Below are 24,870 nucleotides of genomic sequence, written 5' to 3'. Positions count from 1 at the left end.
GTCCGCTCCCGGGCCAAAGCATCCCATTCCTGTCTTGGCCATCGTCCAGTTTCCGCTCAAGCTCGTCGGCAAGCGCATGCTCGCGCCGTCGGTGGCGCACCTGACCTTCACCCGCGACGACGGCCAGCCGCTGGACTTCGTGCCCGGCCAGTTCATCCAGGTGCATTTCAACTACGCCGACGGCACGCCGACCCGGCGGTCGTACTCGCTGGCGACCATCCACGACCACGCCCTGGGCCCCGGCGACGCGGTCGAGATCGCGGTGAGCTACGTGCCCGGCGGCGCGGCCACCGCGCTGTTCGAAGGGCTCGAGCCGGGCGGCACGGTCCAGGCCAGCGGCCCGTTCGGGCGCTTCTGCCTGATGCCCGGCGACGACAACCGCCGCTACCTGCTGATCGCCACCGGCACCGGGGTGACCCCGTACCGGTCGATGCTGCCGCTGCTGGAGAAGGCGATCGCCGAGCGCGGCATCGAGGTCGTGCTGCTGTTCGGCGCGCGTACCCCGACCGAGCTGCTGTATGGCGACGAATTCCGCGCCTTCGCCGAACGGCACCCCGGGTTCCGCTTCGTCCCCTGCTTCTCGCGCGAGCTGCCGGCGCCGGGTTCGGCGCACGCGCACGCGGACGTGCGCCACGGCTACGTGCAGCAGTTCCTGGCCGAGTTCGCGCCCGACGCGCAGGGCGACATCGCCTACCTGTGCGGCAACCCGAACATGGTCGATGCCTGCTTCGAGGCACTGAAGGAGGCGGGCCTGCCGGTGCCGCGCATTCGCCGCGAGAAGTACGTCAGCAGCAAGTAGCCGCGGGGCGGTCAGGGCGACTGCGGCAGCGCGGTGATGCGGGCCATGGGCGGCGGTTGCCACTCCATCAGCGCCTGCTCGACCTGCATGCCGTTGGCCTGGACCCAGCGCCCGATCTCCCCGGCCGCGTCCTCCCCGTAGGCGCGGCGCGAGCGCACCACGACCAGGCCGGTGCCGTCGTGGAGCAGCAGGCGCGCGAACGCCGCCTCCACCATCGCCCCGCCGCCGAGCATCGCCACCACCAGGTGCTCGGCCGGCCGGTCGGGCGTGGCCGGGCGCGAGTCGGTGCGCACGACCACGCCGCCGTGCCGGTAGTTGGCGAGCACGCCATTGGCGACCGCGGCCAGTGCTACCCCGTCCGTGGCGTCGGGGCGCTCGACCAGGGTCAACATGTCCCGCCAGCGTTCCAGGTCTTCCTGCCCGGCGGGCGTGAACTCGTTCTGCCCCGCCTGCGACCAGCGGTGTTCGTAGGCGACGCCGGCCAGCTCGAGCCTCACCGGCTCGCCGGCCTGCACCGCGGCGGCCAGCACCAGGATTCCGGCGAGGAATCCGCGCACGCTCCAGCGCGCCTGTCGATGTTCGATCCGCATCGTGTCCACTCCCTGGAAGGTCCGGGCGAAGTCTAGCGCGCCCACGCTCCACCGGCGCACGCGCGGCGCCGCCCTTGCTTGACGCCGCTCGCGGCGTGCCGGCATCCTGCGCTGCTGTTTTCGCGCGCTCCCGCCGCGGTCCGGCCGGAACCGCCCGTGCCTCGCGACCGACGTGCACCCCGACGACCCCGCCACGCCGCCGGCCGGCGATGATGGGCGCGCCGTTCGCGGCCCGTGACCGGTCACAGTCGCGGCCCGGCCGACGTCTGGTGGTGTCGAGGCAGTCGGTGATGCCGTCGCGACCGGCCGGCGCGATCCCGGCCCGGCGCGGCATCGCGCGGCGTCATGTTGTCCGCACGACCCATCGAATCGATCCTGTTCCCGGAGACATCGCAATGAAGCCCTTGTCTTCCCTGCCCGCGCTGCTCGCCGCCGCGCTGCTGCTCGCCGGCTGCGAAGGCGGCGAGCGCCCGCCGACCGGCCCGCACACCGATGCGCAGGGCAAGCTGCGCTACGGCGAGCTCGTGTTCGAACCCTGCGCGCTCGACGCGCCGCGTGGCGGCTCGGTCGAGGCGCAATGCACGACCCTCGAGGTGCCCGAGGACCACTCGGCGCCGGACGGACGCCGGATCAGCCTCGCGATCGCGCTGGTGCCGGCCAAGGGGATGGCCGAGCCCGATCCGATCTACATGATCTCCGGCGGCCCGGGGCAATCGGCGATCGAGACCTTCCCGATGCTGTCGGAGGCGTTCGCCGACGTCCGCCGCAACCGCCACGTGGTGCTGGTGGACGCGCGCGGCACCGGTGGCTCCAACCCGCTGCACTGTTCCGGCTTCAGCGACGAGGCGGCGTTCGGCGCCGGCGCCCAGGACGACACGGCCACGCTGGTGCGCCTGACCGAGGCCTGCCGCGACGAACTGTCGCAGCGCGCCGACCTGCGCTTCTACGGCACCGGCGACCACGTGCGCGACCTCGACCTGGTGCGGCGCAAGCTCGGCGTGGAGCGCATCAACCTGGTGGGCGTGTCCTACGGCACCCGGGTGGCGCAGCAGTACGCGGCCGCGTTCCCCGACCACACCCGCGCGGTGGTGCTCGACTCGGTCGTGCCCAACACCCTGGTGCTGGGCCAGGAGCACGCGCGCAACCTGGAGCAGGCGCTCGATGCGCAGTTCGCGCGCTGCCGCAACGACCAGGCCTGCCTGACCAACCTCGGCGACCCGCGCCGGCAGCTCGCCGTGGTGCGCGAACGGCTGCGCGCCGGCGGCATCGACCCGGTGCGCTACCGCGATCCGGTGAGCGGCGACTGGCGCGAGGAGGTGCCGCGCGAGGTCCACCTGGTCAGCCTGCTGCGCCTGTACGCCTACCAGCCGGCGATGGCGTCCACCCTGCCGCTGCTGCTGCACGAGGCCGCGCAGGGCCGTTACGAAAGCCTGCTCGCGCAGTCGCGGATGGTGACCTCGCAGGTCGGCGAGCAGATGGCGATGGGCATGGGCCTGTCGGTGACCTGCACCGAGGACGCCGGCGAGTTCACCGACCCGCCCGCGGGCGAGGAAGCCACCGTGCTCGGCACCCTGCTCGTCGACATGCTGCGCGCGCAGTGCGCGGTGTGGCCGAAGGGGACGCGCGCCGAGGGCTTCCGCACGCCGCTGTCGGGCGACCTCCCGCTGCTGGCGATCAGCGGCGAGTACGACCCGGTGACGCCGCCGCACTACGGCGACGAGGTGGTCGAGGCGTTGCCGCGCGCGCGCCACCTCGTCCTGCCCGGCCAGGGCCACAACGTGATCGGCGCCGGCTGCATGCCGAAGCTGTTCGCCCAGTTCATCGAAACCACCGACGCCTCCGCGCTCGACGCCAGCTGCCTGGACCGTCTGTCCGCGCAGCCGCCGTTCGCGGGCAACTACGGCTGGGAGCCCTGACATGATCCTGCTCGAGAACCTGCACAAGTCCTTCCGCAGCAAGACCGGCACCGTGCACGCGGTGAAGGGCGTCGGCTTCGAGGCGCGCGACGGCGAGATCACCGGCCTGCTCGGCCCCAACGGCGCGGGCAAGACCACCACGCTGCGCATGCTCTACACCCTGATGTCGCCCGACCAGGGCCGGATCGAGGTCGACGGCATCGACGTGGCGAAGGACCCGACCGCGGTGCGCCGCCGCCTGGGCGTGCTGCCCGACGCGCGCGGCATCTACAAGCGCCTGACCGCGCGCGAGAACATCGCCTACTTCGGGCGCCTGCACGGCATCGACGAGGCGACCATCCGCGCGCGCACCGAGGCGATGGCGAAGACCCTGGTGATGGAAGACTTCCTCGACCGCCGCACCGAGGGCTTCAGCCAGGGCCAGCGCACCAAGACCGCGATCGCGCGCGCGCTGGTCCACGACCCGCGCAACGTGGTCCTGGACGAACCCACCAACGGCCTGGACGTGATGACCACGCGCGGGCTGCGCAGCTTCCTGCGCGGGCTGCGCGACGAAGGCCGCTGCGTGGTGTTCTCCAGCCACATCATGCAGGAGGTCGCCGCGCTGTGCGACCGGATCGTGGTGATCGCGCACGGCGAGGTGCGCGCGATCGGCACCCCCGACGAACTGCGCGAGATGACCGGCCTGGCCGACCTGGAGGACGTGTTCGTGCGCCTGGCCGGACTCGAAGGAGAAGCCGCATGAACCTGGCTGTGATCTGGACCGTCGCGAAGAAGGAACTGGTCGACCTGTTCCGCGACCGCAAGACCATGGGGCTGGGCCTGTTGATGGGCCCGGTGCTGATCCCGCTGATGATCCTGGGCGTGGGCTCGCTGGCCGAGAAGCGGGTGCGCACCCAGCTCGAATCGACCCTCGAGCTGCCGGTGGCCGGCGCCGAGCACGCGCCCAACCTGGTGGCGTTCCTGGTGTCGCGCAACATCGACATCCTGCCGCCGCCGGCCGATCCCGACCAGGCGGTGCGCGACCAGGAGCACGACGTGGTGCTGCGCATCGATCCGGGCTACGGCGAGCAGTGGCGCAGCAGCCGCGCGGCGAAGGTCGAACTGGTGTACGACAGCTCGCGCCAGGACTCGCAGATCCCGGTCAACCGCGTGCGCGGGGTGCTGGCCGAATACAGCCGCACCGTGGGCGTGCTGCGCGGGATCCACCGGGGGGTCAGCCCGGATGCCGCGTTCGCGGTCCAGATCGGGCAGCGCGACGTCGCCACCCCGGAGGCGCGGCGCGGGATGCTGCTGGCGTTCCTGCCCTACCTGCTGGTGCTCTTCAGCTTCCTGGGTGGCGCCGCGCTGGTGATCGACGTCACCGCCGGCGAGCGCGAACGGCAGTCGCTCGAGCCGCTGCTGGCCACGCCCGCGCCGCGCGCGGCGATCATGAGTGGCAAGATCCTGGCCGCCTGCCTGTTCGGCATGCTCTCGCTGCTGCTGATCGTGCTCTCGCTCAAGTTCTCCTTCCAGCTGGCCCCGGGCCCGATGCGGATGGTGGACGTGTCGGTACCGGTGATGGCCAAGCTGCTGCTGGTCCTGCTGCCGATGGTGCTGGTCGGCACCACCCTGCTGACCCTGATCGCGGCCGCCGTGAAGTCGGTCAAGGAAGCGCAGACCTACGTGAGCGTGCTGATGCTGCTGCCGATGGTCCCGACCATCGCGCTGATGGTGAGCCCGATGAAGAACCAGCTGTGGCAGTTCGCGGTGCCGTTCCTGGCCCAGAACCAGATGATCCTCAAGCTGGTGCGCAGCGAGGTGATCACGGCCCAGGAATGGATGGTGTACCTCGGCGTGGGCTTCGGCACCGGCCTGGTGCTGTGGCTGCTGGCCGCGCGCCTGTACCACCGGGAGAAGCTGGCGATCTCGGCCTGAGGCCGGGACCCGGCAACGAAGAAGCCCGGCCGCGGCCGGGCTTCTCCGTTCTCGACCGCGGCGGCGGCGGCGGGGCTTACTGCGCCGGGGTGAAGTTGATCGTGCGCCGGGTGGTGACCGGGGCCGGCACCGGCTCGAAGCGCCAGCGCCGCACCGCGGCCAGCGCTTCGCGATCGAAGGTGCGCGGCGGGTTGGACTGGACCACGCGCGCCGACGTCACCGATCCGTCGACGCCGACGGTGAACTCCACCTGCACCTCGCCGGACGTGCCCGAGCGCAGCGCGTCGGGCGGATAGCGCGGCGCCGGGGTGCTGATCGCGCGCAGCTCGGTCACCGCCGGCGCGGCGCGGCGCGCGGCCTCGGCCTCGGCCTGGCGGCGGGCGGCCTCCTGGCGCTCGGCCTCGCGGCGCGCCGCTTCCTGGCGTTCGGCCTCCAGGCGGGCGGCTTCCTGGCGCGCCGCTTCCTCCTGCGCGGCCTGCTGCGCGGCGAGTTCGCGCGCGGCCTGCTCCTGGGCCAGGCGCTGCTGTTCCAGGCGCTGGCGCTCGAGCTCGCGCTGGCGCTGCGCCTCCTGCTCGGCGGTCAGCTGCTCCTGCGCGGCGCGGCGCGCGGCCTCGGCCTCGGCGCTGGCGATGGTGTTCCTGAGCCGCTCGATCGCCGGATACGACGAATCGGTCTTCTCGATCAGCGCCAGCAGGCGCTTGGCCTCCACGAAGTCGCCGCGGTCGCGGCTCTGCTCGGTGGCGATCACGGTCATCGGCAGCAGGTCCACCAGCGCGCTGGACACGCCGGCGTCGGCCGGCTGCTTGTCGCGCAGCGCCAGGTAGTACTCCATCGCGTTGTCGCCGCCCGGCGCGTACAGCCGGCTTTCCTGGTAGGCCCGGGACGCGGCCTCGCGCAGCTGCTCGGGGCTCATCGCGGCGACTTCGGCCGAAACCGCCTCGCCCGGCGGCTGCGCCGGCTGCGGCTGGGCCGGCTGGTCGGCGGACGCGGCCGGCGCGGCGGGCGTGGCCGTGGACGGCGCGTCCTGCTTGCAGCCGCCCAGCAGCACGGCCAGGCCCAGGCCGAGCGCCAGCGCGCCGGTGGGCAGACGCGACGGCACCCTGCGGCCGGCCGCGGTGGTGGTGGTGGACATTCGGTTTTCCCCTGTGATGACGGTGGTGCTTTGCGTCTAGGACGCGACACGCCGCGGCGTTTGTCAACCGCACGGCCGTGACCGGCAAGTCTGCTGGGGCGCGCGGGGGGAAACTGTGACCGCTTTCGCGGAAACCGGGCGCAACGGCCGCGGCCGCGCCTACTTGCCGATGCAGAAGGTCGAGAAGATGTGGCCGAGCAGGTCGTCGGGCAGGGTGCGTCCGGTGATCTCGCCCAGCGCGTCATGGGCCAGGCGCAGGTGCTCGGCGGCGAGGTCGAGCAGTTCGGCGTGCAGCGCCTGCGCGGCCTCGTCGCAGGCGCCGGCGGTGCGTGCGAGCGCCTGCACGTGGCGCGCGCGGGCGCTGAAGCTGCCTTCCCCCGGCGCGACCGCGGCGGCGGCCTCGCGCAGCCGTGCATGCAGCGCCTCCAGGCCGGCGCCGGTGCGCGCCGAAACGCGCAGCCCGCCCTCCGGCGGCGGCGCATCCGCGGGCAGCAGGTCGCACTTGTTGTGGAGCACGAGGCGGTCCGGCACGCCGTCGAGTCCGTCGCCCAGCGCGCGCAGCCCGGCGTCCGGGTCGCGCGCGTCCAGCACCACCAGGGCGAGGTCGGCGCGCGCGAGTTCGGCGCGGGCGCGGCGCATGCCTTCGCGCTCGATGGCATCGCCGTCCTCGCGCAGGCCGGCGGTGTCGACCAGGGTGAGTTCGACCCCGTCGATGCGCAGCGTCTCCTGCAGCAGGTCGCGGGTGGTGCCGGGGATCGCGGTGACGATCGCGCGTTCGCTGCCGGCGAGCGCGTTGAGCAGCGAGCTCTTGCCGGCGTTGGGCGGACCGACGAGCACCGCGTGCAGGCCGTCGCGCAGCCGGCGCCCGCGCTCGGCCGCGGCGAGCAGGTCGCGCAGCCGTGCGCGCGCCTCGTCCAGGCGCCGGCGCAGGGCCTCGCCGCCGAGGGTGTCGAGCGGTTCGTCGGCGAAGTCGATCGCGGCTTCGACCTGGACCCGGATCGCGAGCAGGTCGGCGGCGATCGCCTCCACCCGCGCGGAGAACTCGCCTTCCAGCGAGCGCCGCGCGGCGCGCGCGGCGCGCAGGTCGGCGGCGGCGATCAGGTCGGCGACGGCCTCGGCCTGGGCCAGGTCGAGGCGGCCGTTGAGGCAGGCGCGTTCGCTGAACTCGCCCGGGCGCGCGTCCACCGCGCCCAGCGCGCGGCAGCGCGCCAGCAGCTGGCGGAGCACCGGCGGGCTGCCGTGCGCCTGCAGTTCGACCACGTCCTCGCCGGTGTAGCTCGCCGGCGCCGCGAACAGCAGCGCGATGCCGTCGTCGATCACGCTGCCGTCGCCGTCGCGGAAGCGCACGTAGTGGGCATGGCGCGGACGCAACGCGCGCCCGCACAGCGCGGTCGCGATCTCCCGCGCGCGCGGGCCGGACAGGCGCACGATGCCGATGCCGGCGGCGCCGGCGGCGGTCGCGATGGCGGCGATGGTGGTGCTGGTCACGGGCGGTTACGCGGCAACGGGGCGGGCCTCGGTGCCCAGCCTAGCGCGGATGCCCGCGGGCGGGAGGGCGCGCGGCCCGCGCGCGCCGTGCCGCCGCGGTCAGGCCTTGGCCGGCGCGTCGGCGTACTTGCGCAGCATGTACCACTGCTGCAGCAGGCCGAGGCCGCCGTTGACCACCCAGTACAGCACCAGGCCGGCCGGGAAGAACACCATCATGACGCCGAACACGATCGGCATCATCTGCATCATCCGCTGCTGCATCGGGTCCATGCCGGTCATCGGCGAGAGCTTCTGCGTGGCCCACATCACCGCCACGTTGATCACCGGCAGGATGAACCACGGGTCGCGCGCGGTCAGGTCCTGGATCCAGCCGATCCACGGCGCGTGGCGCAGCTCCACCGACTCGAGCAGCACCCAGTACAGGGCGAAGAAGATCGGCATCTGCAGCAGCACCGGCAGGCAGCCGCCGACCGGATTGATCTTCTCCTTCTTGTACAGCTCCATCATCGCGACCTGGAACTTCTGCCGGTCGTCGCCGTAGCGTTCCTTGAGCTGCTGCAGGCGCGGCTGGAACTTGCGCATCTTCGCCATCGACTTGTACTGCGCGTTGGCGAGCGGGAACAGCAGGATCTTGACCAGCACCACCAGGCCGACGATCGCCCAGCCCCAGTTGCCGAACAGCCGGTGCAGCTTCTCCAGCACCCAGAACAGGCCCTCGCCCAGCCAGGCCATGACCGAGAAGCGGCTGTAGTCCACCACCCGCTCCAGCCCGGGCACCTGCTGCGCCTTGATCTGGTTGACGAGCTTCGGCCCGACCCAGAGCCGGGCGCTGGTGCCGGCCTGCTGGCCGGGCGCGACCACCACCGGGGCGGTGGCCATCTCGCGGATGAAGTAGCGCGGCGCGCCGCCGGAGAGGTCGGTGTCGAGCGCGATCTCGTTGCGCGCGCCGGCGTTGTCGCCCGGCAGCCAGGCGCCGAAGAAGTGGTGCTGGACGAACGCGATCCAGGTGTTGGTGTCGGTGGCGCGGACCGGACCGTCGTCGTAATCGCTGAACCAGCGCCGCAGGTAACCCTGCGAGTCGCCGAACCAGGTCGCGCCGGTGAGGCTGAACGACTCCGGGTTGGTCATGCCGCGCTTGAGGTTCGGCGCCCCGCGCATCAGCTGGCGGTAGGCGTAGCCCTGCCAGGGCTCGCTGCCGGCGTTGACGATCTCGTCGCGCACCGTGACCGCGTACTGGCCGCGCTCGAGCACGTAGCTGCGGCGGATGGTCACGCCGTCCGGACCTTCCCACACGAACGGGACGACGACCTGCGACTCGCCCGGGCCGAGGACGAAGCTGCGCTCGGTGCCGGCCGGCACGAAGCCCAGCTGGTGGTTGGGCGCGCCGCCGCTGGCGCTGACCCAGCCGCTCTGCGCGGCATAGAAGCCCGCCGCGCTGTTGTCGAACAGGACCACCGGCGGGCTGCCCGGGTCGCGGGTCTGCGGGTACTGCAGCAGTTCGGCGCGCAGCACGCTACCGCCGTCGACGAGCAGGCGCAGCACGTCGGTCTCGACCTGGACCACGCCCGGGGCCGGGGTGGCCCGGCTCTCGGCCCCGGCGCCCGGCGGGACCGGGGGCGATTGCGGCACCCCGGCCGGGGCGGCGGCGGGCGCGGCCGGGATCGAGGCGTCCTGGGCGTCCTGGACCTGCACCTGGGCAGTGGCGGCCGGCGGCGGCGCGGACCGCTCCTTGTTCCACTCCATCCACAGCAGCACCGCCACCATCAGCCAGGCGAGGATCAGGAAGGTGCGGGTCTGGTTCATCGGGCGGACGGGCTCATTCGCCGGCGGGGTGCGGCGTGTCGGAGGAAGGCGGGGATGCCGGGGAGGACTGCGGGGCCGGCATTGTGCCGTCCGCGGCTGGGTGCGGCAACGCACCGGCGCGGCGCAGCAGCTGGCGACAGGCCTCGCGCAGGTCGGCCGGGGCGGCGGTGGCGGCCGGCGACCGGGCGACGAACACGTAGTCGCCCCCGGGCAGCTGCGCGCGCAGCAGGCGGAAATGCTCGCGCAGGATGCGGCGGATCCGGTTGCGGACCACGGCGCGGCGATCCACCTTGCGCGAGACCGCCAGCCCCAGGCGCGCTTGCCCGGCGCCGTGGCGCCAGTGCAGGGCGAGCATGGGCAACGCGACGCGGCGTCCGTCGCGGAAGGTGCGGTCGAAATCGGCGCGCGCCCTGACCCGCGCCGTCGGCGGGAAGCGCGCTTGACTCATGCGGCGGAGTGGGCCCGGGCGAGCCGCGGGCCCGGCGCGGCTCAGGCCGACAGGCGCTTGCGGCCCTTGGCGCGGCGGCGGGCGAGGATCTTGCGGCCGTCGGCGGTCGCCATGCGGGCACGGAAGCCGTGGTCGCGCTTGCGCTTGAGGTTGCTGGGCTGGAAGGTGCGCTTGGTGGCCATGGCGGGATGCTGTGGTACGGCGGGCGGAAAGAACCGGCGATTCTAGCGGTGCCAGGCGCCGTGGGTCAAGCCGGCGGCCACGGCGCGGGATGCACGCCCCGGGTGCGGGTGGTAGTCTGGCCTGCTCCCGCCACACCGTCGACCGGGCCGCACCGCGCGGGCCGGCCGCCTTCGATTTCCCCTGTCGCGACCACCTATGGATGCCTGGCCCCGCTGCCTAGAACGCCTCGAAGCCGAACTCCCCGCCGAGGACGTTCACACCTGGCTCAAGCCCCTCCAGGCCAGCCAGCAGGACAGCCGGACGGTGTTGTACGCGCCCAACGCCTTCGTCCGCGACGAGGTCGAGAGCCGCTACCTGCAGCGGATCCGCGAACTGCTGGCCCACTTCGCCGGCAGCGACGAGGTCGCGCTGGAAATCGGGTCGCTGCCGCGCGCGGCAGCCGCGCCGGCCACGGTGGCCGCCGCCCCGGCGCAGCCCGCGCCGCCGATGGAGGCCTTCGCCGGCCACCTCGACCCGCACTACACCTTCGACAACTTCGTCGAGGGCCGCAGCAACCAGCTCGGACGCGCCGCCGCCTGGCAGGCCGCGCTCAAGCCCGGCGACCGCACCCACAACCCGCTGCTGCTGTACGGCGGCACCGGCCTGGGCAAGACCCACCTGATGTTCGCCGCCGGCAACGAGATGCGGCGGCAGAACCCGTCCGCGCGCGTGCTGTACCTGCGCTCGGAGCAGTTCTACAGCGCGTTCTTCCGCTCGCTCCAGGAGAAGACCACCGACCGCTTCAAGCGCCAGTTCCAGCAGGTCGACGCGCTGCTGATCGACGACATCCAGTTCTTCGCCGGCAAGGACCGCACCCAGGAGGAGTTCTTCCACACCTTCAACGCGCTGTTCGAGAGCCGGCAGCAGATCATCATGACCTGCGACCGCTACCCGCGCGAGGTGGAAGGGCTCGAGCCGCGGCTGAAGTCGCGCCTGTCCTGGGGCCTGTCGGTGGCGATCGACCCGCCCGACTTCGAGACCCGCGCCGCGATCGTGCTGGCCAAGGCCCAGGAGCGCGGCATCCTGGTGCCGGACGAGGTCGCCTTCCTGCTGGCCAAGAAGATGCACGGCAACGTGCGCGACCTCGAGGGCGCGCTCAATTCCCTGGCCGCGCGCGCCAACTTCACCGGCCGCACGATCACCGTGGAGTTCGCCCAGGAGACCCTGCGCGACCTGCTGCGGGCGCAGCAGCAGTCGATCGGCATCCCCAACATCCAGAAGGTGGTGGCCGACTACTACGGGCTGCAGATCAAGGACCTGCTGTCCAAGCGCCGCACCCGTTCGCTGGCGCGCCCACGCCAGGTGGCGATGGCGCTGGCCAAGGAACTCACCGAGCACTCGTTGCCCGAGATCGGCGACGCCTTCGCCGGCCGCGACCACACCACCGTGCTGCACGCCTGCCGCCAGGTGCGCAACCTGATGGCCACCGACGGCAAGCTGCGCGAGGACTGGGACAAGCTGATCCGCAAGCTGTCGGAGTAGCCCGTTCCGGGGCCGCCCGCCGCCGCCGTGGCCGCGCCTTCCGTCCAAGCGGTCCCCACGCCCGCGGACGCGCCGGACGCGGCGAGCTGCCGCGGCCGGGCCCGGACATCGCGCCATCGGCGCCTGCCGCCTGTAAGCTTCGCTACACTAGATATTGGGGTGCCCGTGGACAGGAGCGGCACAAGCTGTGGACAACCCGCAGGCGCGGAAATGGTCCACAGCCTGCCGGACCGGCTTGCGGGCACTTGTCCACACCCCGGGACCACAAAAATAACGATATGAATCAACGGGTTAGTTGCGTTATGCCCGTTGTGCAGGCCCCCCAGCCCCACCGCTTTTCAAGTTTTTCCGTATTCCAGAAGCCTTGCCACAGGAATCCCACGCATGCGTTTCAGCCTGCAACGCGAAGCCCTCCTGAAGCCGCTCGCGCAAGTGGTCAACGTCGTCGAACGCCGGCAGACGCTGCCGGTTCTGGCCAACCTGCTGACCCAGGTCTCGGACGGGCAGCTGTCGCTGACCGGCACCGACCTGGAGGTGGAGATGGTCGCGCGCAGCAGCGTGGACGATTCCCAGGACGGGGAGACCACGATCCCGGCGCGCAAGCTGTTCGACATCGTCCGGGCCCTGCCCGACGGCAGCAAGGTCACGGTCTCGCAATCGGGCGACAAGATCACGGTCCAGGCCGGGCGCAGCCGCTTCACCCTGTCGAGCCTGCCGGCCAACGACTTCCCGTCCGTGGACGAGGTCGAGGCGACCGAGCGCGTGGCCGTGCCCGAGGCTGCGCTCAAGGAACTGATCGAGCGCACCGCCTTCGCCATGGCGCAGCAGGACGTGCGCTACTACCTCAACGGCCTGCTGTTCGACCTCGCCGACACCCGCCTGCGCTGCGTGGCCACCGACGGCCACCGCCTGGCGCTGTGCGAGACCGCGCTGGAATCGGCGGTGCAGAACAAGCGCCAGATCATCGTCCCGCGCAAGGGCGTGCAGGAACTGCAGCGCCTGCTCGAGGGCGGCGACCGCACCCTGGAACTGGAAATGGGCCGCAGCCACGTACGGGTCAAGCGCGACGACGTGACCTTCACCAGCAAGCTCATCGACGGCCGCTTCCCCGACTACGAGGCGGTGATCCCGATCGGTGCCGATCGCGAGGTGAAGATCGACCGCGAGGCCCTGCGTGCCGCCCTGCAGCGCGCGGCGATCCTGTCGAACGAGAAGTACCGCGGCGTGCGCCTGGAAGTCTCGCCCGGCCTGGTGCGGATCAACGCCCACAACCCGGAGCAGGAGGAGGCCCAGGAGGAGGTCGAGGCCGAGACCAAGGTGGACGGCCTGGCCGTGGGCTTCAACGTGAACTACCTGCTGGACGCGCTCGGTGCGCTGCGCGACGAGTTCGTGGTCCTGCAGCTGCGCGACGCGAACTCCTCGGCCCTGGTGCGCGAGGCGGGGAGCGAGCGCTGCCGACACGTGGTGATGCCGCTGCGCCTGTGACCGGGCCTGTGTTCCACGTGGAACGTCCCGATTCGCCCGGCCCGTGCCGGGCGAATTCGTTTTGCGTCCACGCCGCCGCACTCCGGCGGGGCTTGGCCGCAGGCCGGAGGCGGGGATGTTCCTGACCCGGCTGACGGTCAGCAACCTGCGCAACCTGGCGGCTGTGGAGCTGCGGCCGGATCCGGGCCTGAACCTGGTGCTGGGCGACAACGGCGCGGGCAAGACCAGCCTGCTCGAGGCCATCCACCTGCTCGCCTATGGCCGCAGCTTCCGCGGCCGTGTCCGCGACGGGCTGGTGCGGACCGGCGCCCCGGCGCTGGAGGTGTTCGCCGAGTGGGAGGAACCGCGGGCCCGGCGCCGGGCGGGCCTGCGTCATACCGGCCAGGCCTGGACCGGCCGGCTCGACGGCGAGACGGTGGAGCAGTTGGGCGACCTGTGCGCCGCCCTGGCGGCGATCACCTTCGAGCCGGGCAGCCACGCCCTCGTGACCGCGGGAAGCGAGGCCCGCCGCCGCTTCCTCGACTGGGGTCTGTTCCACGTGGAACACGACGGCGACGAGGCGTTCCGCCCGGTCTGGCGCCGCTACACCCGTGCGCTGAAGCAGCGTAACGCCCTGCTCAAGCAGCGCGCGCCCGCTGGCCAGCTGGATGCCTGGGACGCGGAGCTGGTCCAGGCCGCCGAACCCCTGGACCGCCAGCGGCGCGCCTACATCGACCGCCTGCAGCCGCGGCTCCAGGCCCTGACCGGGGACCTGGTTCCCCAGCTTGGCGAAGGCTGCTTCGACTACCGGCCGGGCTGGCGGGCCGACCAGATGCCGCTGGCCGACGCGCTGCTCGTGGCACGGGAGCGCGACCTGGCTGCCGGCTTCACCTCGGTGGGTCCGCACCGTGCCGACTGGCGCATCGAGCATGCGCAGCGTCCGGGCGGCGAGGCCCTCTCGCGCGGCCAGGCCAAGCTCACCGCCCTCGCCTGCCTGCTGGCCCAGGCCGAGGACTACGCGGCACGGCGCGGGCACTGGCCCGTGTTCCTGCTCGACGACCTCACCGCCGAACTCGACCGGGGCCATCAGGAACGCCTGCTGGCCCGGCTGCATGCCAGCGGCGCCCAGGTGTTCGTGACCGGCACCGAGGCTCCACGCGGACTGGAAGCCACGGGTTGGATCCCGACTGTGTTCCACGTGGAACATGGTCGGGTGGTGCCGGCGGCCGGCCTTCTCCGGGGCGTCGCGGAGCCCGGTGCGGACTGAACTCCGGGCGGCAGCCGGTTGCACCATTGCCCCGGCCACCACCCGACTCTCCCGGCCTTCGGCCGAACTCCGCGCAGGCGGCGCTTCGGTCACGGCAGCCGGACGATGGCGTGCACCAGGCGGTCCCCGCGCCGTCGAGGCAGGCGCCCCCGCTCGCCGAACGCACGGCAACCGCTCCACGCCGCGGTCCCCGGCGGCCGCGCGGCGCCGTCCCCGGCGCGGTATAATGTCGCCTCAGTCCCTATAACTAATGTGTCGCTGGCGTGGCGCCGTGGCGTGCCGCGCCCTGGCACCGATGGTGCGATGACCGAAGATCCCCAAGCGACCGGCGGCGAGACCGCCCAGACCTACGATTCGAGCCGGATCACCGTGCTGCGCGGCCTGGAGGCCGTGCGCAAGCGCCCGGGCATGTACATCGGCGACGTGCACGACGGCACCGGCCTGCACCACATGGTGTTCGAGGTCGTCGACAACTCGATCGACGAGGCCCTGGCCGGCTACGCCGACGAGGTGCTGGTGACGATCCACGAGGACGGCTCGGTGTCGGTCTCCGACAATGGCCGCGGCATCCCGGTCGACATCCACAAGGAAGAGGGGCGTTCGGCGGCCGAGGTCATCATGACCGTGCTGCACGCGGGCGGAAAGTTCGACGACAACAGCTACAAGGTCTCCGGCGGCCTGCACGGCGTGGGCGTGTCGGTGGTCAACGCGCTGTCCTCGAAGCTGACCCTCGACATCTGGCGCGACGGCTACCACCACCAGCAGGAATACGCGCTGGGCGAACCCGTATACCCGCTCAAGCGGCTCGAAGCATCCGACCGCCGCGGCACCCTCACCCGCTTCTGGCCGTCGCCGGAGATCTTCACCGACGTCGAGTTCCACTACGACATCCTGGCCCGGCGCCTGCGCGAACTGTCGTTCCTCAACTCCGGCGTGCGCATCGTGCTGGCCGACGAGCGCGGCGAAGGCCGCCGCGACGTGTTCCAGTACGAGGGCGGCATCCGCAGCTTCGTCGAGCACCTGGCGCAGCTCAAGACACCGCTGCATCCGAACGTCATCTCCGTGTCGGGCGAGCAGAACGGCATCACGGTCGAGGTCGCCCTGCAGTGGACCGACTCCTACCAGGAGACGATGTTCTGCTTCACCAACAACATCCCGCAGAAGGACGGCGGCACCCACCTGCAGGGCTTCCGGTCCGCGCTCACGCGCACGCTCACCCACTACATCGAGCAGAACGGGATCGCCAGGCAGGCCAAGGTCGCCTTCAGCGGCGACGACATGCGCGAGGGCCTGATCGCGGTGCTGTCGGTGAAGGTGCCGGACCCAAGCTTCTCCTCGCAGACCAAGGAAAAGCTGGTCTCATCGGACGTGAGACCGGTGGTGGACGGCATCTTCGCCGCGCGCCTGGAGGAGTTCCTGCAGGAGCACCCGCTCGAAGCGCGCGCCATCGCCAGCAAGATCGTCGAGGCCGCCCGCGCCCGCGAAGCCGCGCGCAAGGCGCGCGACCTCACCCGCCGCAAGGGCGCGCTCGACATCGCCGGCCTGCCCGGCAAGCTCGCCGACTGCCAGGAGAAGGATCCGGCCCTGTCGGAACTGTTCATCGTCGAGGGCGACTCGGCCGGCGGCTCGGCCAAGCAGGGCCGCAACCGCAAGAACCAGGCGGTGCTGCCGCTGCGCGGCAAGATCCTCAACGTCGAGCGCGCGCGCTTCGACCGCATGCTCTCGTCGGCGGAAGTGGGCACGCTGATCACCGCGCTCGGCACCGGCATCGGCAAGGACGAGTACAACCCGGACAAGCTGCGCTACCACCGCATCATCATCATGACCGACGCGGACGTGGACGGCTCCCACATCCGCACCCTGCTGCTGACCTTCTTCTACCGGCAGATGCCGGAGCTGATCGAGCGCGGCCACGTCTACATCGGCCTGCCGCCGCTGTACAAGGTCAAGCAGGGCAAGACCGAGCTCTACCTCAAGGACGACGCGGCGCTCGACGCCTACCTGGCCGCGAACGCGGTCGAGGGCGCGGCGCTGGTGCCGGCCGAGGGCGAGCCGCCGATCGAGGGCGCGGCGCTGGAGAAGCTGCTGCTGGCCTACGCCGGCGCGCGCGAGGCGATCGCCCGCAACGCGCACCGCTACGACCCGCAGCTGCTCGAGGCGCTGATCGACTTCACCCCGCTGGAGCCGGAGATCCTCAGCGCCAACACCGACGAGCGCCACGAGCTCGACGCGCTGGAAAAGCGCCTCAACCAGGAAGGCCTCGGCCGCCCGCGCTACCGCCTCGAATGGCAGCCGGCGCAGGGCGACCGCCCGGCCGCGCTGGTCGCGCATCGCCGCCACATGGGCGTGGAGGCGATCCAGGTGCTGCCGCTGTCGGCCTTCGAGGGCGGCGAGCTGCGCGCGCTCAAGGACGCCGCCGACCTGCTCCACGGCCTGGTCCGCGAAGGCGCGCAGATCCTGCGCGGCAACCGCGCCCAGCCGGTCGCCAGCTTTGCCCAGGCCCAGGCCTGGCTGCTGGAAGAGGCGAAGAAGGGTCGCCAGATCCAGCGCTTCAAGGGCCTGGGCGAGATGAACCCCGAGCAGCTCTGGGAAACCACGGTGAACCCGGAAACGCGCCGCCTGCTGCAGGTGCGGATCGAGGACGCGGTCGCCGCCGACCAGATCTTCAGCACCCTCATGGGCGACGTGGTCGAACCGCGCCGCGAGTTCATCGAGGAGAACGCGCTCAAGGTGTCCAACCTCGACATCTGAGGCCAGGGGCACGGACGGCCGCGCCTTCGCGGCCGCTCCACCTCGCTGAACCGCGCTGGTGGGTGCAATGCGCGGCACCGGTTCGCACGCCGGAAGTCACGCGCGATTGACGAAAATTTAAGATCTTCGTCGCCAAACTCGCGCCCTCCAGTCCGGAACCTCGCCCCCATGAAGCACATCCTGACCGTGCTGGTCGCCGTCGCCGTCCTGGCTGCGTGCGCCACCACGACGTCGTCCACCGGACGACGCCAGTACGTCGGCGCGGTCTCGCAGGAGCAGCTCAACCAGCTCGGCGCGCAGGCCTTCACCGAGGCCCGCCAGAAGGGCCCGCTGAGCAACGATGCGCGCCAGAACGCCTACGTGCGCTGCGTGGTCGACGCGCTGGTGCGCCAGCTGCCGGCCGACCAGCAGCGCCTGGCCTGGGAGACTGCGGTCTTCGCCGAGAACGAGCCCAACGCCTACGCCCTGCCCGGCGGCAAGGTCGGGATCAACACCGGCCTGTTCTCGGTGGCCAAGAACCAGGACCAGCTGGCCGCGGTGGTCGCGCACGAGATCGGCCACGTGGTCGAGCGCCACCACGACGAGCGCATCACCCGCCAGATGGGCGCGGCCGGCGTGGTCCAGCTGCTCGGCGCGCTGGCCGGCGACTACGGCCAGCTGGCGGCCCAGGGCGGCGGCCTGATCGCCCAGACCGGATTCCTGCTGCCCGGATCGCGCGCCCAGGAAAGCGAGGCCGACGTGGTTGGCCAGCGGCTGATGGCCCAGGCCGGATTCGACCCGCGCGCCGCCGTGGCCCTGTGGGAGAACATGATCGCCGCGGGCGGCAACCGCCCGCCGCAGTGGCTCTCGACCCACCCGGACCCCCAGAGCCGCATCGCCGAGCTGCGCGCGCGCGCCGACCAGCTCGTGCCGACCTGGCAGCAGGCGCGCTCGGCAGGACGCCGTCCGGCTTGCGGATGAACGGCGCGGGGTTTCGCGCCACCGCCGTTTCGCAATACCCTTCCTACCCCCCGCGCCCCTGCCTGGCGCCTGCGACGAGGCCAGACCGATGTCCCACAAGACGTTCCCGACCCGCCTGCTCACCGCGATGATGGCCACCGGCCTGATGCTGGCGACCACCACCGCCCTCGCCCAGGAGACCCGGGCCGAGCAGCGGCGGGCCGAGCGCGCCGCCAAGGCCCAGGACGGGCAGCAGGCGCAGCAGGCCGACCGCTTCGCCGGCGCCACCCGCAAGGAACCGGACGGCAAGACCTCCTCGCGCGCCGCCGCCACCCGCCTGGGCAAGCTGTCCGATGCCTACGAGGCGCAGGACGTCGAGAAGACCCAGGCCCTGGCCGACGAGATCATCGCCGACGAGAAGTCCAACGCCTTCGAGCGCTCCTCCGCCGCGCGCATCGCCGGCGCCCTGCTGCTCGGCGACGACGACGCCAAGGCGCTGTCCTACCTCGAGCGCGCGCTCGAGTTCGACGGGCTCAAGAACCGCGACCACTACGAGGTCAAGTTCATCGTCGCCCAGCTCCACGCCCAGGACGATCGCAACGACCAGGCGCTGGCCACGCTCGACGAACTGATCGCCGAGACCTCCACCACCGATCCCGACATCCTCGCCTTCCGCGGGAACGTGCTGCTGCGCATGGAGCGCTACGACGAAGCGATCGCCACGCTCAAGCCCCTGGCCGAGTCGCCGGACGCCAAGCTCCCCTGGCAGCAGCTGCTCATGGCCGCCTACGCCCAGAGCGACCGCGGCGAGGAGGCGACCAGGCTCGCCGAGCAGATCGCCGCCACCACGCCCGACGACAAGCGCTCGCAGCTCAACCTGGCCGTCACTTACCTGCAGACCGACCAGTACGACAAGGCCGCCGCCGTGTACGAGCGCCTGCGCGCCAAGGGCGAGCTGACCGAGGAGCGCGAGTACCGCAACCTCGTCGCCTCCTACCTGGCCCTGGACGACGGCCACGCCAGGGCGATCGAAGTCATCAACGACGGGCTGCAGAAGCAGATCCTGCCGCCGGACTACCAGACCTACGTGGCCCTGGCCCAGGCCCACTACTTCGGCGACGAGCAGAACATCGAAGAGGCGATCGCCGCCTACCAGAAGGCCGCGCCGCTGGCCCCCACCGGCGAGACCTACCTCAACCTCGCCAAGCTGCTGTCGAACGAGGGCCGGCTGGCCGAAGCCAAGGAAGCGGCCCAGCGCGCACTGGACAAGGGCGTCCGGTCTCCGGAGGACGCGCGACGGATCCTGGCCCGCTCGAACTGATCCGATTGCACAAGCAACCGGTTGGTACCGCGCCGACGGATTGGTATAAGCTTGGAAATTCCCGTCGCCGAAAACGGCGGCGGCACATGACACGACCACGAGGGCGTCCCCCACGCCCGGCCAGACTTGAGTTCAACGCATGACCGACCGCTTGCCGAAGACCGACAAGAAAGACGAAGACGAAGGTCTGGACTGGGCGCGAATCGCCGGTTTCACCCTCGTGGTGGCCATCCACGCGGCGGCCCTCCTGCTGCTGCTGGCACCCCCCACGCCTCCCCAAGCCGAGCAGGGCGACGAAGACGTCACCCGGGTGGTGATCATCGAGCCGCCGCCCCCGCCGCCGCCCCCGCCGCCGCCGCCGCCGGAGCCGCCCAAGCCCCAGCCGATCAAGGAGCTGGTGCCGCCGCAGCCGACCCCGCTGCCGCCGCCCCCGGAGGAGCCGCCGGTGGTGTTCGACGAGCCGTCGCCGATGGATACCCCGGCCCCGCCGCCGGCCCCGCCCGCGCCGCCGGCCCCGACCCCCGACATCGGCGCCAGCGTGGACATCTCGTCCAAGAACATGAACCCGCCCCAGTACCCGCCCGCCGCCGCGCGCGCCGGTATCGAGGGCACCGTGATCCTGGTCATCGACGTCGATGCGAGCGGTAACGTGACCAACGTGTCGGTCGAGAAGTCGAGCCGCAACCGCGACCTGGACCGGGCCGCGATGCAGGCCGCCCGCCGCTGGCGGTTCAATCCCTCGATCGTCAACGGCCAGCCGGCCCCCGGTCGCGTCCGCGTGCCGGTCGAGTTCAAGCTTGGCGGCTGACCGCCGCCGAACACGCGCAGGTTTTCCAACCCGCTACACCGTTCCACCTCCTACACTCAACAACATCTAGAAGGTAAGCGTCATGCTGCAGGAAACCACCGCCCCAGCTGCCGGAGCCGGCAACGCCCAGGCACTGACCCAGATGGGCTTCTTGAACCTGATCGAGCACATGACAGTCGTGAACTGGATCGTGTTCATCGTGCTCGTCATCATGTCGGTGCTCTCGATCTACTGGATCATCTACAACTTCATCAAGAACATCCGGCTCAAGCGCAACTCCGACCGCGTGATCCAGACGTTCTGGGAGACCCCGAACGCGCAGGACGCGATCCGCTTCATGGAAGAGCAGCCGCGCAGCGAGCCGTTCTCCAAGGTCGCCCTCGACGCCGCCCAGGCCGCCGCCCACCACCAGCGCCACGACGGTTCGCGCCTGGCCGAGTCGCTCAGCCGCTCCGAGTTCGTCGACCGCGCGCTGCGCCAGGCCGTGACCCGCGAGTCGCTGGGCCTGGAAGCCGGCCTGACCGTGCTCGCCACCGTCGGCGCGACCGCTCCGTTCGTCGGCCTGCTCGGCACGGTGTGGGGCATCTACAACGCGCTGATCCGCATCGGCGCCAGCGGCCAGGCCGACATCGGCGCGGTCGCCGGCCCGGTGGGCGAGGCGCTGATCATGACCGCGATCGGTCTGGCGGTCGCGATCCCGGCGGTGCTCGGCTACAACTTCTTCGTGCGCCTGAACCGCAGCACGAACAACAAGCTCGACACCTTCGCCCACGACCTGCACGACTTCTTCGCCACGGGTTCGCGCGTCGGCGAGTCGCGCTGATCGAACCAAGACTGACGGAGAACCGACATGGCCTTCAGTTCAGGCGGTGACGGCGGCCACGACAAGGTCAACGCCACGATCAACATCGTGCCGCTGGTCGACGTGATGCTGGTGCTGCTGATCATCTTCATGGTCACCGCGCCACTGATGGCGCACAAGGTGAAGGTCGAGCTGCCGCAGGCCAACCTCGATGAGCGTCCGGACACGGCACCGCCGGTGCCGCCCCTGACGGTCGCGATCCAGGCCAACGGCAACCTGTTCCTCAACGACAACCCGGTGACGATGGACCTGCTCGACAGCACGCTGGCGGTGGAAGCGCAGAAGACGCCGCAGCCCGCCGTCAACGTGCGCGCCGACTCGACCACGCCCTACCGGACCGTCAACGAGGTCGTGAACCTCGCGCAGTCCAAGGGCATGCGCAAGGTCGGGTTCGTCTCGGCCCGCGAAAAGAACTGATCGGGAGAACGCACGATGGCTTTTTCATCAGGTGGTGGCGATGGCGCGCCGATGGCCGACATCAACATCATTCCCCTGTGCGACATCATGCTGGTGCTCCTGATCATCTTCATGGTCACGGCACCGCAGGTGTCCTATCCGATCGACATCGACCTGCCGCAGCGTTCGCTGAACCCGCCGGAGAACCCGGTCGATCCCCCCGAGCCGATCCGCCTGCGGATCGACTCGGCCGGTTCCATCTTCTGGAACGACAGCCCGACCCCGCTGTCGGCGCTGCGCCAGATGATGGAGGCCGAGGTCCAGCGCGACATCACCAACCAGCCCACGCTCGAGATCGACATGAGCGAGGACGCCGAGTATGGCGTGCTGGCCAAGGTGCTGGCCGCGGCCAAGAACGCGCACATGCAGAAGATCGGATTCGTCAAGAAGTAAAGCACGACCGTCCGGCGTCGCCTGCAGCGCGCCGGCCGCTTACCGCGACAACCTTTCCCACGCCGCCTTCGGGCGGCGTTTTTTTTGGGCCGCGCCGACGGGACGCAGGATCCGTGGCGGCCGCGCGGGCGTCAGCGTCCGGCGAGGATGGCCAGGTAGCGCGCGACCGTGGCGGCCAGGCCCTCGTACAGCGCCTCGCCGATCAGGGCATGGCCGATCGAGACCTCCTCGACGCCGGGCACCGCGGCCAGGAACGGGCCGAGGTTGGCCTGGCTCAGGTCGTGGCCGGCGTTGACCCCCAGCCCTGCGGCGCGCGCGGCGGCGGCGGTCGCGGCGAAGGCGGGCAGGGCCTGGCCGGCCTGGCCGGCCGCGAAGGCCTCCGCGTAGGGACCGGTGTAGAGCTCGACCCGGTCGGCGCCGATCCCGGCCGCCAGCGCGACCTCGCTGCCGGCATCGGCGAACAGGCTGACCCGGCAGCCGGCCTCCTTCAGCCGTGACACCAGCGGCGCCAGCGCCCCGGCCTCGCGGGCGAAGTCGAAGCCGTGGTCGGACGTGATCTGCGCATCGCCGTCCGGCACCAGGGTCACCTGCGCCGGGCGCACCCGCTCGCACAGCGCCACCAGGCCGGGGTAGCCCTCGCGCGGCGGTGCGAACGGATTGCCCTCGATGTTGAACTCGACCCCGTACTCGGCGCACACCCCGGCCAGCGCCAGCACGTCGTCGTGGCGGATGTGGCGCGAGTCGGGGCGCGGGTGCACGGTGATGCCGTGGGCGCCGGCATCGAGCACCGTGCGCGCCGCGCGCACCACGTCGGGCTCGGCGCCGCCGCGCGAATTGCGCAGCACCGCGATCTTGTTGAGGTTGACGCTGAGCCGCGTGGACACCGGAGCCTGCATCCGCCGTGCTCAGGACGCCTGCGAGCGGTCGCCCTGCACGCCGCCCGCCGCTGCCTGGGTGCCCGCGGCCGCGGCCGCGCGGCGCGCTTCGGCCAGTTCGCGCATCCGCTGCAGTTCGCGCGGGTCGAGCATCTGCGCGTCGTGACGGCTGCGGTTGTCGATGCGCTGCGCCAGCAGGCCCAGCACCCACATGCCCAGCAGGACCAGGGCGGCCAGCAGGCACAGGGCGACCACCACGACCGACGAGGCCATGAAGGCGATCGCCAGTGCCGCGATCGCCAGCAACAGGAACAACCAGGGCATGGGGCAGGCTCCGTTGCGGGGATGCGGCAAGTCTAACCGCCAGGCCGGCCGCGGCATGCCGCCCACGCCGCCGCGGCCGCCGATCGTCCAGCCGCGCGGCCGGGGCAGGGGGCTACAGCAGGGGCGACATCAGTCGCGCCAGCGCCTCGGGCAGACGCGCGCCGAGCAGGCTCCGGTGGCGGCCCTGCCGCACCCGCGGCGCGTTGGCCAGTTCGCCTTCGATCAGCTCGGCCAGCGCCGCGCCCAGGTCCGCGTCCTCGAACAGCACCGAGACCTCGAAGTTGAGCCGGAAGCTGCGGTGGTCGAAGTTGGCGCTGCCCACCAGCACCGTGCTGTCGTCCACCAGCAGGGCCTTGGTGTGCAGCATGCGCGGGCCGTACTCGTAGATCTTCACGCCCGCCACCAGCAGCGGGCCGAAGTACGAGCGGGCGGCGAGCGTGACCAGGCGCGAGTCGCTCAACCGCGGCACCAGCAACCGCACGTCCAGGCCGGCGAGGGCGGCCGAGGTCAGCGCCATCATCGCCGCCTCGCCCGGCACGAAGTAGGGCGTGACCAGCCATACCCGCTCGCGCGCGGCGTGGATCGCGCCCACGTGCATGCGGTGGATCGCCTCCCAGGGCGAATCCGGCCCCGACGGGACCACCTGGGCGCAGACCCGGCCGGTCGGCTGGCGCGGGGTCTGCCGCGCGACCTCGCCGATGAAGTCGCGTTCGCCCGTGGCATAGGCCCAGTCCTCGACGAACACCAGCTGCAGCGCCCGTACCACGTTGCCTTCCAGGCGCAGGTGCAGGTCGCGGTAGGCGCGTGGATTGACCCGCTCGTTCTGGTCGTCGCTGACGTTCATCCCGCCGGTGTAGCCGATGCGCCCGTCGATCACGACCAGCTTGCGATGGCTGCGCAGGTTGGCCCACGGCCGCTGCCAGATGCGGCCGAAGCGGGTGGGATGGAACCAGGCCAGCTCGCCGCCGGCGTCCACCAGCGGACGGAACAGCTTCGCGCACTTGCCGCCGCCGAAGGCATCGACCAGCAGGCGCACCTTGACCCCGGCCTGCGCGCGCTCCACCAGCGCATCGCGCAGTGCGGTGCCGGTCCGGTCGGGATGCCAGATGTAGTACTCGAGGTGGATGTGCTCGCGCGCTCCGGCGATGTCGGCCAGCAGCGCGTCGTACTTGGCCGCGCCGTCCACCAGCAGGCGTACGCCGGTCGCCGTGGTCATCGGCAGCCCGGTGACCGCGTGCGCCATGCGCGCCAGCTCGGCCACCTCCTCGTTGTCCACCAGGCCCTGGGTCGGCAGCTCGCCGCGCACCCGCGCGCGGCGCAGGCGCTGGCGGCGGATCCGCTGCGGCCCGAACACGTGGTAGACGAGGAAGCCGACGTAGGGCAGCAGGGCCAGGCCGAGCAGCCAGCTCAGCGTCGCCACCGGCTCGCGCTTCTGCAGGATGATCCAGCCGCCGAGCACCAGCAGGTACAGGCCCCAGCCCATGGCCAGGTACAGGCGCAGGTGGGGGGCCGAGGCGAGCGCGTTCCAGGCCTGTTGCAGGAGATCGAGGATCGGCACGGCGGGCCCGTCGTCGCGTCGGCTGCGACGCACCGGCGCTAGGCTAGCGGGATGT

At 71.6% G+C, this 24,870-nt stretch carries 23 protein-coding genes; 14 read left to right on the top strand and 9 right to left on the bottom strand.

All coding sequences use genetic code 11. The annotated features are described in order from the left end of the window. The first annotated feature begins 34 nt into the window (after positions 1–34). Entirely contained in the window at positions 35–799 is a 765-nt protein-coding gene (locus LUTJ29_RS0100170; protein ID WP_255327193.1) for a ferredoxin--NADP reductase, read from the top strand. 11 nt (positions 800–810) lie between these two features. On the opposite strand, the gene LUTJ29_RS0100165 is transcribed toward LUTJ29_RS0100170, so the two are convergent. Then, entirely contained in the window at positions 811–1,389 is a 579-nt protein-coding gene (locus LUTJ29_RS0100165) for a hypothetical protein (RefSeq protein ID WP_156911520.1), read from the bottom strand. 395 nt (positions 1,390–1,784) lie between these two features. Here LUTJ29_RS0100165 and LUTJ29_RS0100160 point away from each other — a divergent pair, with 395 nt between their 5' ends. Genes LUTJ29_RS0100160 through LUTJ29_RS0100150 form a run of 3 tightly spaced genes read left to right on the top strand, consistent with a single transcriptional unit; the run spans position 1,785 to position 5,222 of the window. Then, the gene (locus tag LUTJ29_RS0100160; RefSeq protein WP_027070768.1) at positions 1,785–3,305 is read left to right on the top strand and encodes an alpha/beta hydrolase; all 1,521 of its coding nucleotides are present in this window, start codon (positions 1,785–1,787) and stop codon (positions 3,303–3,305) included. Between the two features lies 1 nt (position 3,306). Next, positions 3,307–4,050, top strand: a complete 744-nt coding sequence (locus tag LUTJ29_RS0100155; RefSeq protein ID WP_027070767.1) for an ATP-binding cassette domain-containing protein — start codon at positions 3,307–3,309, stop codon at positions 4,048–4,050. Further along, on the top strand, positions 4,047–5,222 hold the full coding sequence (locus LUTJ29_RS0100150) for an ABC transporter permease (protein WP_027070766.1): 1,176 nt from the start codon (positions 4,047–4,049) through the stop codon (positions 5,220–5,222). Before LUTJ29_RS0100155 ends, LUTJ29_RS0100150 begins: the two co-directional genes overlap by 4 nt. A 76-nt stretch (positions 5,223–5,298) precedes the next feature. Here LUTJ29_RS0100150 and LUTJ29_RS0100145 read toward each other — a convergent pair whose 3' ends face one another. From LUTJ29_RS0100145 to rpmH, 5 genes are all read right to left on the bottom strand, one after another. Beyond that, a complete protein-coding gene (locus LUTJ29_RS0100145; protein WP_027070765.1) occupies positions 5,299–6,354 on the bottom strand; it encodes an energy transducer TonB in 1,056 nt (351 codons plus the stop codon). A gap of 159 nt (positions 6,355–6,513) precedes the next feature. Continuing rightward, positions 6,514–7,842 carry a tRNA uridine-5-carboxymethylaminomethyl(34) synthesis GTPase MnmE gene (gene mnmE / locus LUTJ29_RS0100140; RefSeq protein WP_027070764.1) on the bottom strand — a complete coding sequence of 443 codons (1,329 nt, stop codon included), beginning with the start codon at positions 7,840–7,842 and terminating at the stop codon, positions 6,514–6,516. Between the two features lie 99 nt (positions 7,843–7,941). Further along, on the bottom strand, positions 7,942–9,645 hold the full coding sequence (gene yidC / locus LUTJ29_RS0100135) for a membrane protein insertase YidC (protein ID WP_027070763.1): 1,704 nt from the start codon (positions 9,643–9,645) through the stop codon (positions 7,942–7,944). Positions 9,646–9,658: 13 nt separating this feature from the next. After that, the gene (gene rnpA, locus LUTJ29_RS0100130; protein ID WP_084524493.1) at positions 9,659–10,093 is read right to left on the bottom strand and encodes a ribonuclease P protein component; all 435 of its coding nucleotides are present in this window, start codon (positions 10,091–10,093) and stop codon (positions 9,659–9,661) included. A 41-nt stretch (positions 10,094–10,134) separates the two neighbouring features. Next, a complete protein-coding gene (gene rpmH / locus LUTJ29_RS0100125; protein WP_003469983.1) occupies positions 10,135–10,275 on the bottom strand; it encodes a 50S ribosomal protein L34 in 141 nt (46 codons plus the stop codon). 196 nt (positions 10,276–10,471) lie between these two features. Here rpmH and dnaA point away from each other — a divergent pair, with 196 nt between their 5' ends. The 10 genes from dnaA to LUTJ29_RS0100075 all read left to right on the top strand — a co-directional run bounded on the left by dnaA (position 10,472) and on the right by LUTJ29_RS0100075 (position 22,058). After that, positions 10,472–11,797: a chromosomal replication initiator protein DnaA gene (gene dnaA / locus LUTJ29_RS0100120; RefSeq protein WP_027070761.1), complete on the top strand. Its 1,326-nt coding sequence runs from the start codon at positions 10,472–10,474 to the stop codon at positions 11,795–11,797. Between the two features lie 384 nt (positions 11,798–12,181). After that, complete coding sequence (gene dnaN / locus LUTJ29_RS0100115; protein ID WP_027070760.1) at positions 12,182–13,282, top strand: DNA polymerase III subunit beta; 1,101 nt, start codon at positions 12,182–12,184, stop codon at positions 13,280–13,282. A gap of 115 nt (positions 13,283–13,397) precedes the next feature. Beyond that, positions 13,398–14,528 (top strand): DNA replication/repair protein RecF, encoded by a 1,131-nt coding sequence (recF, locus tag LUTJ29_RS15525; protein WP_051322543.1) that lies wholly within the window; start codon positions 13,398–13,400, stop codon positions 14,526–14,528. 303 nt (positions 14,529–14,831) lie between these two features. Next, positions 14,832–17,279, top strand: coding sequence for a DNA topoisomerase (ATP-hydrolyzing) subunit B (gene gyrB / locus LUTJ29_RS0100105; RefSeq protein ID WP_027070759.1), 2,448 nt, complete (start codon positions 14,832–14,834; stop codon positions 17,277–17,279). Between the two features lie 168 nt (positions 17,280–17,447). Then, on the top strand, positions 17,448–18,239 hold the full coding sequence (locus tag LUTJ29_RS0100100; protein ID WP_027070758.1) for a M48 family metallopeptidase: 792 nt from the start codon (positions 17,448–17,450) through the stop codon (positions 18,237–18,239). Positions 18,240–18,327: 88 nt separating this feature from the next. Beyond that, positions 18,328–19,539, top strand: a complete 1,212-nt coding sequence (locus LUTJ29_RS0100095) for a tetratricopeptide repeat protein (protein ID WP_027070757.1) — start codon at positions 18,328–18,330, stop codon at positions 19,537–19,539. Positions 19,540–19,678: 139 nt separating this feature from the next. Then, positions 19,679–20,347, top strand: coding sequence for an energy transducer TonB (locus LUTJ29_RS0100090; RefSeq protein ID WP_027070756.1), 669 nt, complete (start codon positions 19,679–19,681; stop codon positions 20,345–20,347). A gap of 82 nt (positions 20,348–20,429) precedes the next feature. Beyond that, positions 20,430–21,170 carry a MotA/TolQ/ExbB proton channel family protein gene (locus LUTJ29_RS0100085; RefSeq protein WP_027070755.1) on the top strand — a complete coding sequence of 247 codons (741 nt, stop codon included), beginning with the start codon at positions 20,430–20,432 and terminating at the stop codon, positions 21,168–21,170. A gap of 27 nt (positions 21,171–21,197) precedes the next feature. Next, on the top strand, positions 21,198–21,626 hold the full coding sequence (locus tag LUTJ29_RS0100080; protein ID WP_027070754.1) for a biopolymer transporter ExbD: 429 nt from the start codon (positions 21,198–21,200) through the stop codon (positions 21,624–21,626). Between the two features lie 15 nt (positions 21,627–21,641). Beyond that, the gene (locus LUTJ29_RS0100075; RefSeq protein WP_027070753.1) at positions 21,642–22,058 is read left to right on the top strand and encodes a biopolymer transporter ExbD; all 417 of its coding nucleotides are present in this window, start codon (positions 21,642–21,644) and stop codon (positions 22,056–22,058) included. Positions 22,059–22,189: 131 nt separating this feature from the next. Here LUTJ29_RS0100075 and LUTJ29_RS0100070 read toward each other — a convergent pair whose 3' ends face one another. The 3 genes from LUTJ29_RS0100070 to cls all read right to left on the bottom strand — a co-directional run bounded on the left by LUTJ29_RS0100070 (position 22,190) and on the right by cls (position 24,809). Then, on the bottom strand, positions 22,190–22,942 hold the full coding sequence (locus tag LUTJ29_RS0100070; RefSeq protein WP_027070752.1) for a pyridoxine 5'-phosphate synthase: 753 nt from the start codon (positions 22,940–22,942) through the stop codon (positions 22,190–22,192). A 21-nt stretch (positions 22,943–22,963) separates the two neighbouring features. Next, positions 22,964–23,257, bottom strand: coding sequence for a hypothetical protein (locus tag LUTJ29_RS0100065; RefSeq protein ID WP_027070751.1), 294 nt, complete (start codon positions 23,255–23,257; stop codon positions 22,964–22,966). Positions 23,258–23,369: 112 nt separating this feature from the next. Further along, complete coding sequence (cls, locus tag LUTJ29_RS0100060) at positions 23,370–24,809, bottom strand: cardiolipin synthase (protein WP_027070750.1); 1,440 nt, start codon at positions 24,807–24,809, stop codon at positions 23,370–23,372. Positions 24,810–24,870: the final 61 nt, after the last annotated feature.

The sequence above is a fragment of the Luteimonas sp. J29 genome (assembly GCF_000472505.1).
GTDB lineage: Bacteria > Pseudomonadota > Gammaproteobacteria > Xanthomonadales > Xanthomonadaceae > Luteimonas.
Note: the sequence above shows the minus strand (reverse complement) of the source record. Positions and strands in the feature narration are given on the sequence as shown.

Coding starts and splice junctions, on each gene's coding strand:
- LUTJ29_RS0100165 (WP_156911520.1), bottom strand. CDS start 1,389: ATGCGGATCGAACATCGACAGGCGCGCTGGAGCGTGCGCGGATTCCTC.
- LUTJ29_RS0100160 (WP_027070768.1), top strand. CDS start 1,785: ATGAAGCCCTTGTCTTCCCTGCCCGCGCTGCTCGCCGCCGCGCTGCTG.
- LUTJ29_RS0100155 (WP_027070767.1), top strand. CDS start 3,307: ATGATCCTGCTCGAGAACCTGCACAAGTCCTTCCGCAGCAAGACCGGC.
- LUTJ29_RS0100150 (WP_027070766.1), top strand. CDS start 4,047: ATGAACCTGGCTGTGATCTGGACCGTCGCGAAGAAGGAACTGGTCGAC.
- LUTJ29_RS0100145 (WP_027070765.1), bottom strand. CDS start 6,354: ATGTCCACCACCACCACCGCGGCCGGCCGCAGGGTGCCGTCGCGTCTG.
- yidC (WP_027070763.1), bottom strand. CDS start 9,645: ATGAACCAGACCCGCACCTTCCTGATCCTCGCCTGGCTGATGGTGGCG.
- rnpA (WP_084524493.1), bottom strand. CDS start 10,093: ATGAGTCAAGCGCGCTTCCCGCCGACGGCGCGGGTCAGGGCGCGCGCC.
- rpmH (WP_003469983.1), bottom strand. CDS start 10,275: ATGGCCACCAAGCGCACCTTCCAGCCCAGCAACCTCAAGCGCAAGCGC.
- dnaA (WP_027070761.1), top strand. CDS start 10,472: ATGGATGCCTGGCCCCGCTGCCTAGAACGCCTCGAAGCCGAACTCCCC.
- dnaN (WP_027070760.1), top strand. CDS start 12,182: ATGCGTTTCAGCCTGCAACGCGAAGCCCTCCTGAAGCCGCTCGCGCAA.
- recF (WP_051322543.1), top strand. CDS start 13,398: ATGTTCCTGACCCGGCTGACGGTCAGCAACCTGCGCAACCTGGCGGCT.
- gyrB (WP_027070759.1), top strand. CDS start 14,832: ATGACCGAAGATCCCCAAGCGACCGGCGGCGAGACCGCCCAGACCTAC.
- LUTJ29_RS0100100 (WP_027070758.1), top strand. CDS start 17,448: ATGAAGCACATCCTGACCGTGCTGGTCGCCGTCGCCGTCCTGGCTGCG.
- LUTJ29_RS0100095 (WP_027070757.1), top strand. CDS start 18,328: ATGTCCCACAAGACGTTCCCGACCCGCCTGCTCACCGCGATGATGGCC.
- LUTJ29_RS0100090 (WP_027070756.1), top strand. CDS start 19,679: ATGACCGACCGCTTGCCGAAGACCGACAAGAAAGACGAAGACGAAGGT.
- LUTJ29_RS0100085 (WP_027070755.1), top strand. CDS start 20,430: ATGCTGCAGGAAACCACCGCCCCAGCTGCCGGAGCCGGCAACGCCCAG.
- LUTJ29_RS0100080 (WP_027070754.1), top strand. CDS start 21,198: ATGGCCTTCAGTTCAGGCGGTGACGGCGGCCACGACAAGGTCAACGCC.
- LUTJ29_RS0100075 (WP_027070753.1), top strand. CDS start 21,642: ATGGCTTTTTCATCAGGTGGTGGCGATGGCGCGCCGATGGCCGACATC.
- LUTJ29_RS0100065 (WP_027070751.1), bottom strand. CDS start 23,257: ATGCCCTGGTTGTTCCTGTTGCTGGCGATCGCGGCACTGGCGATCGCC.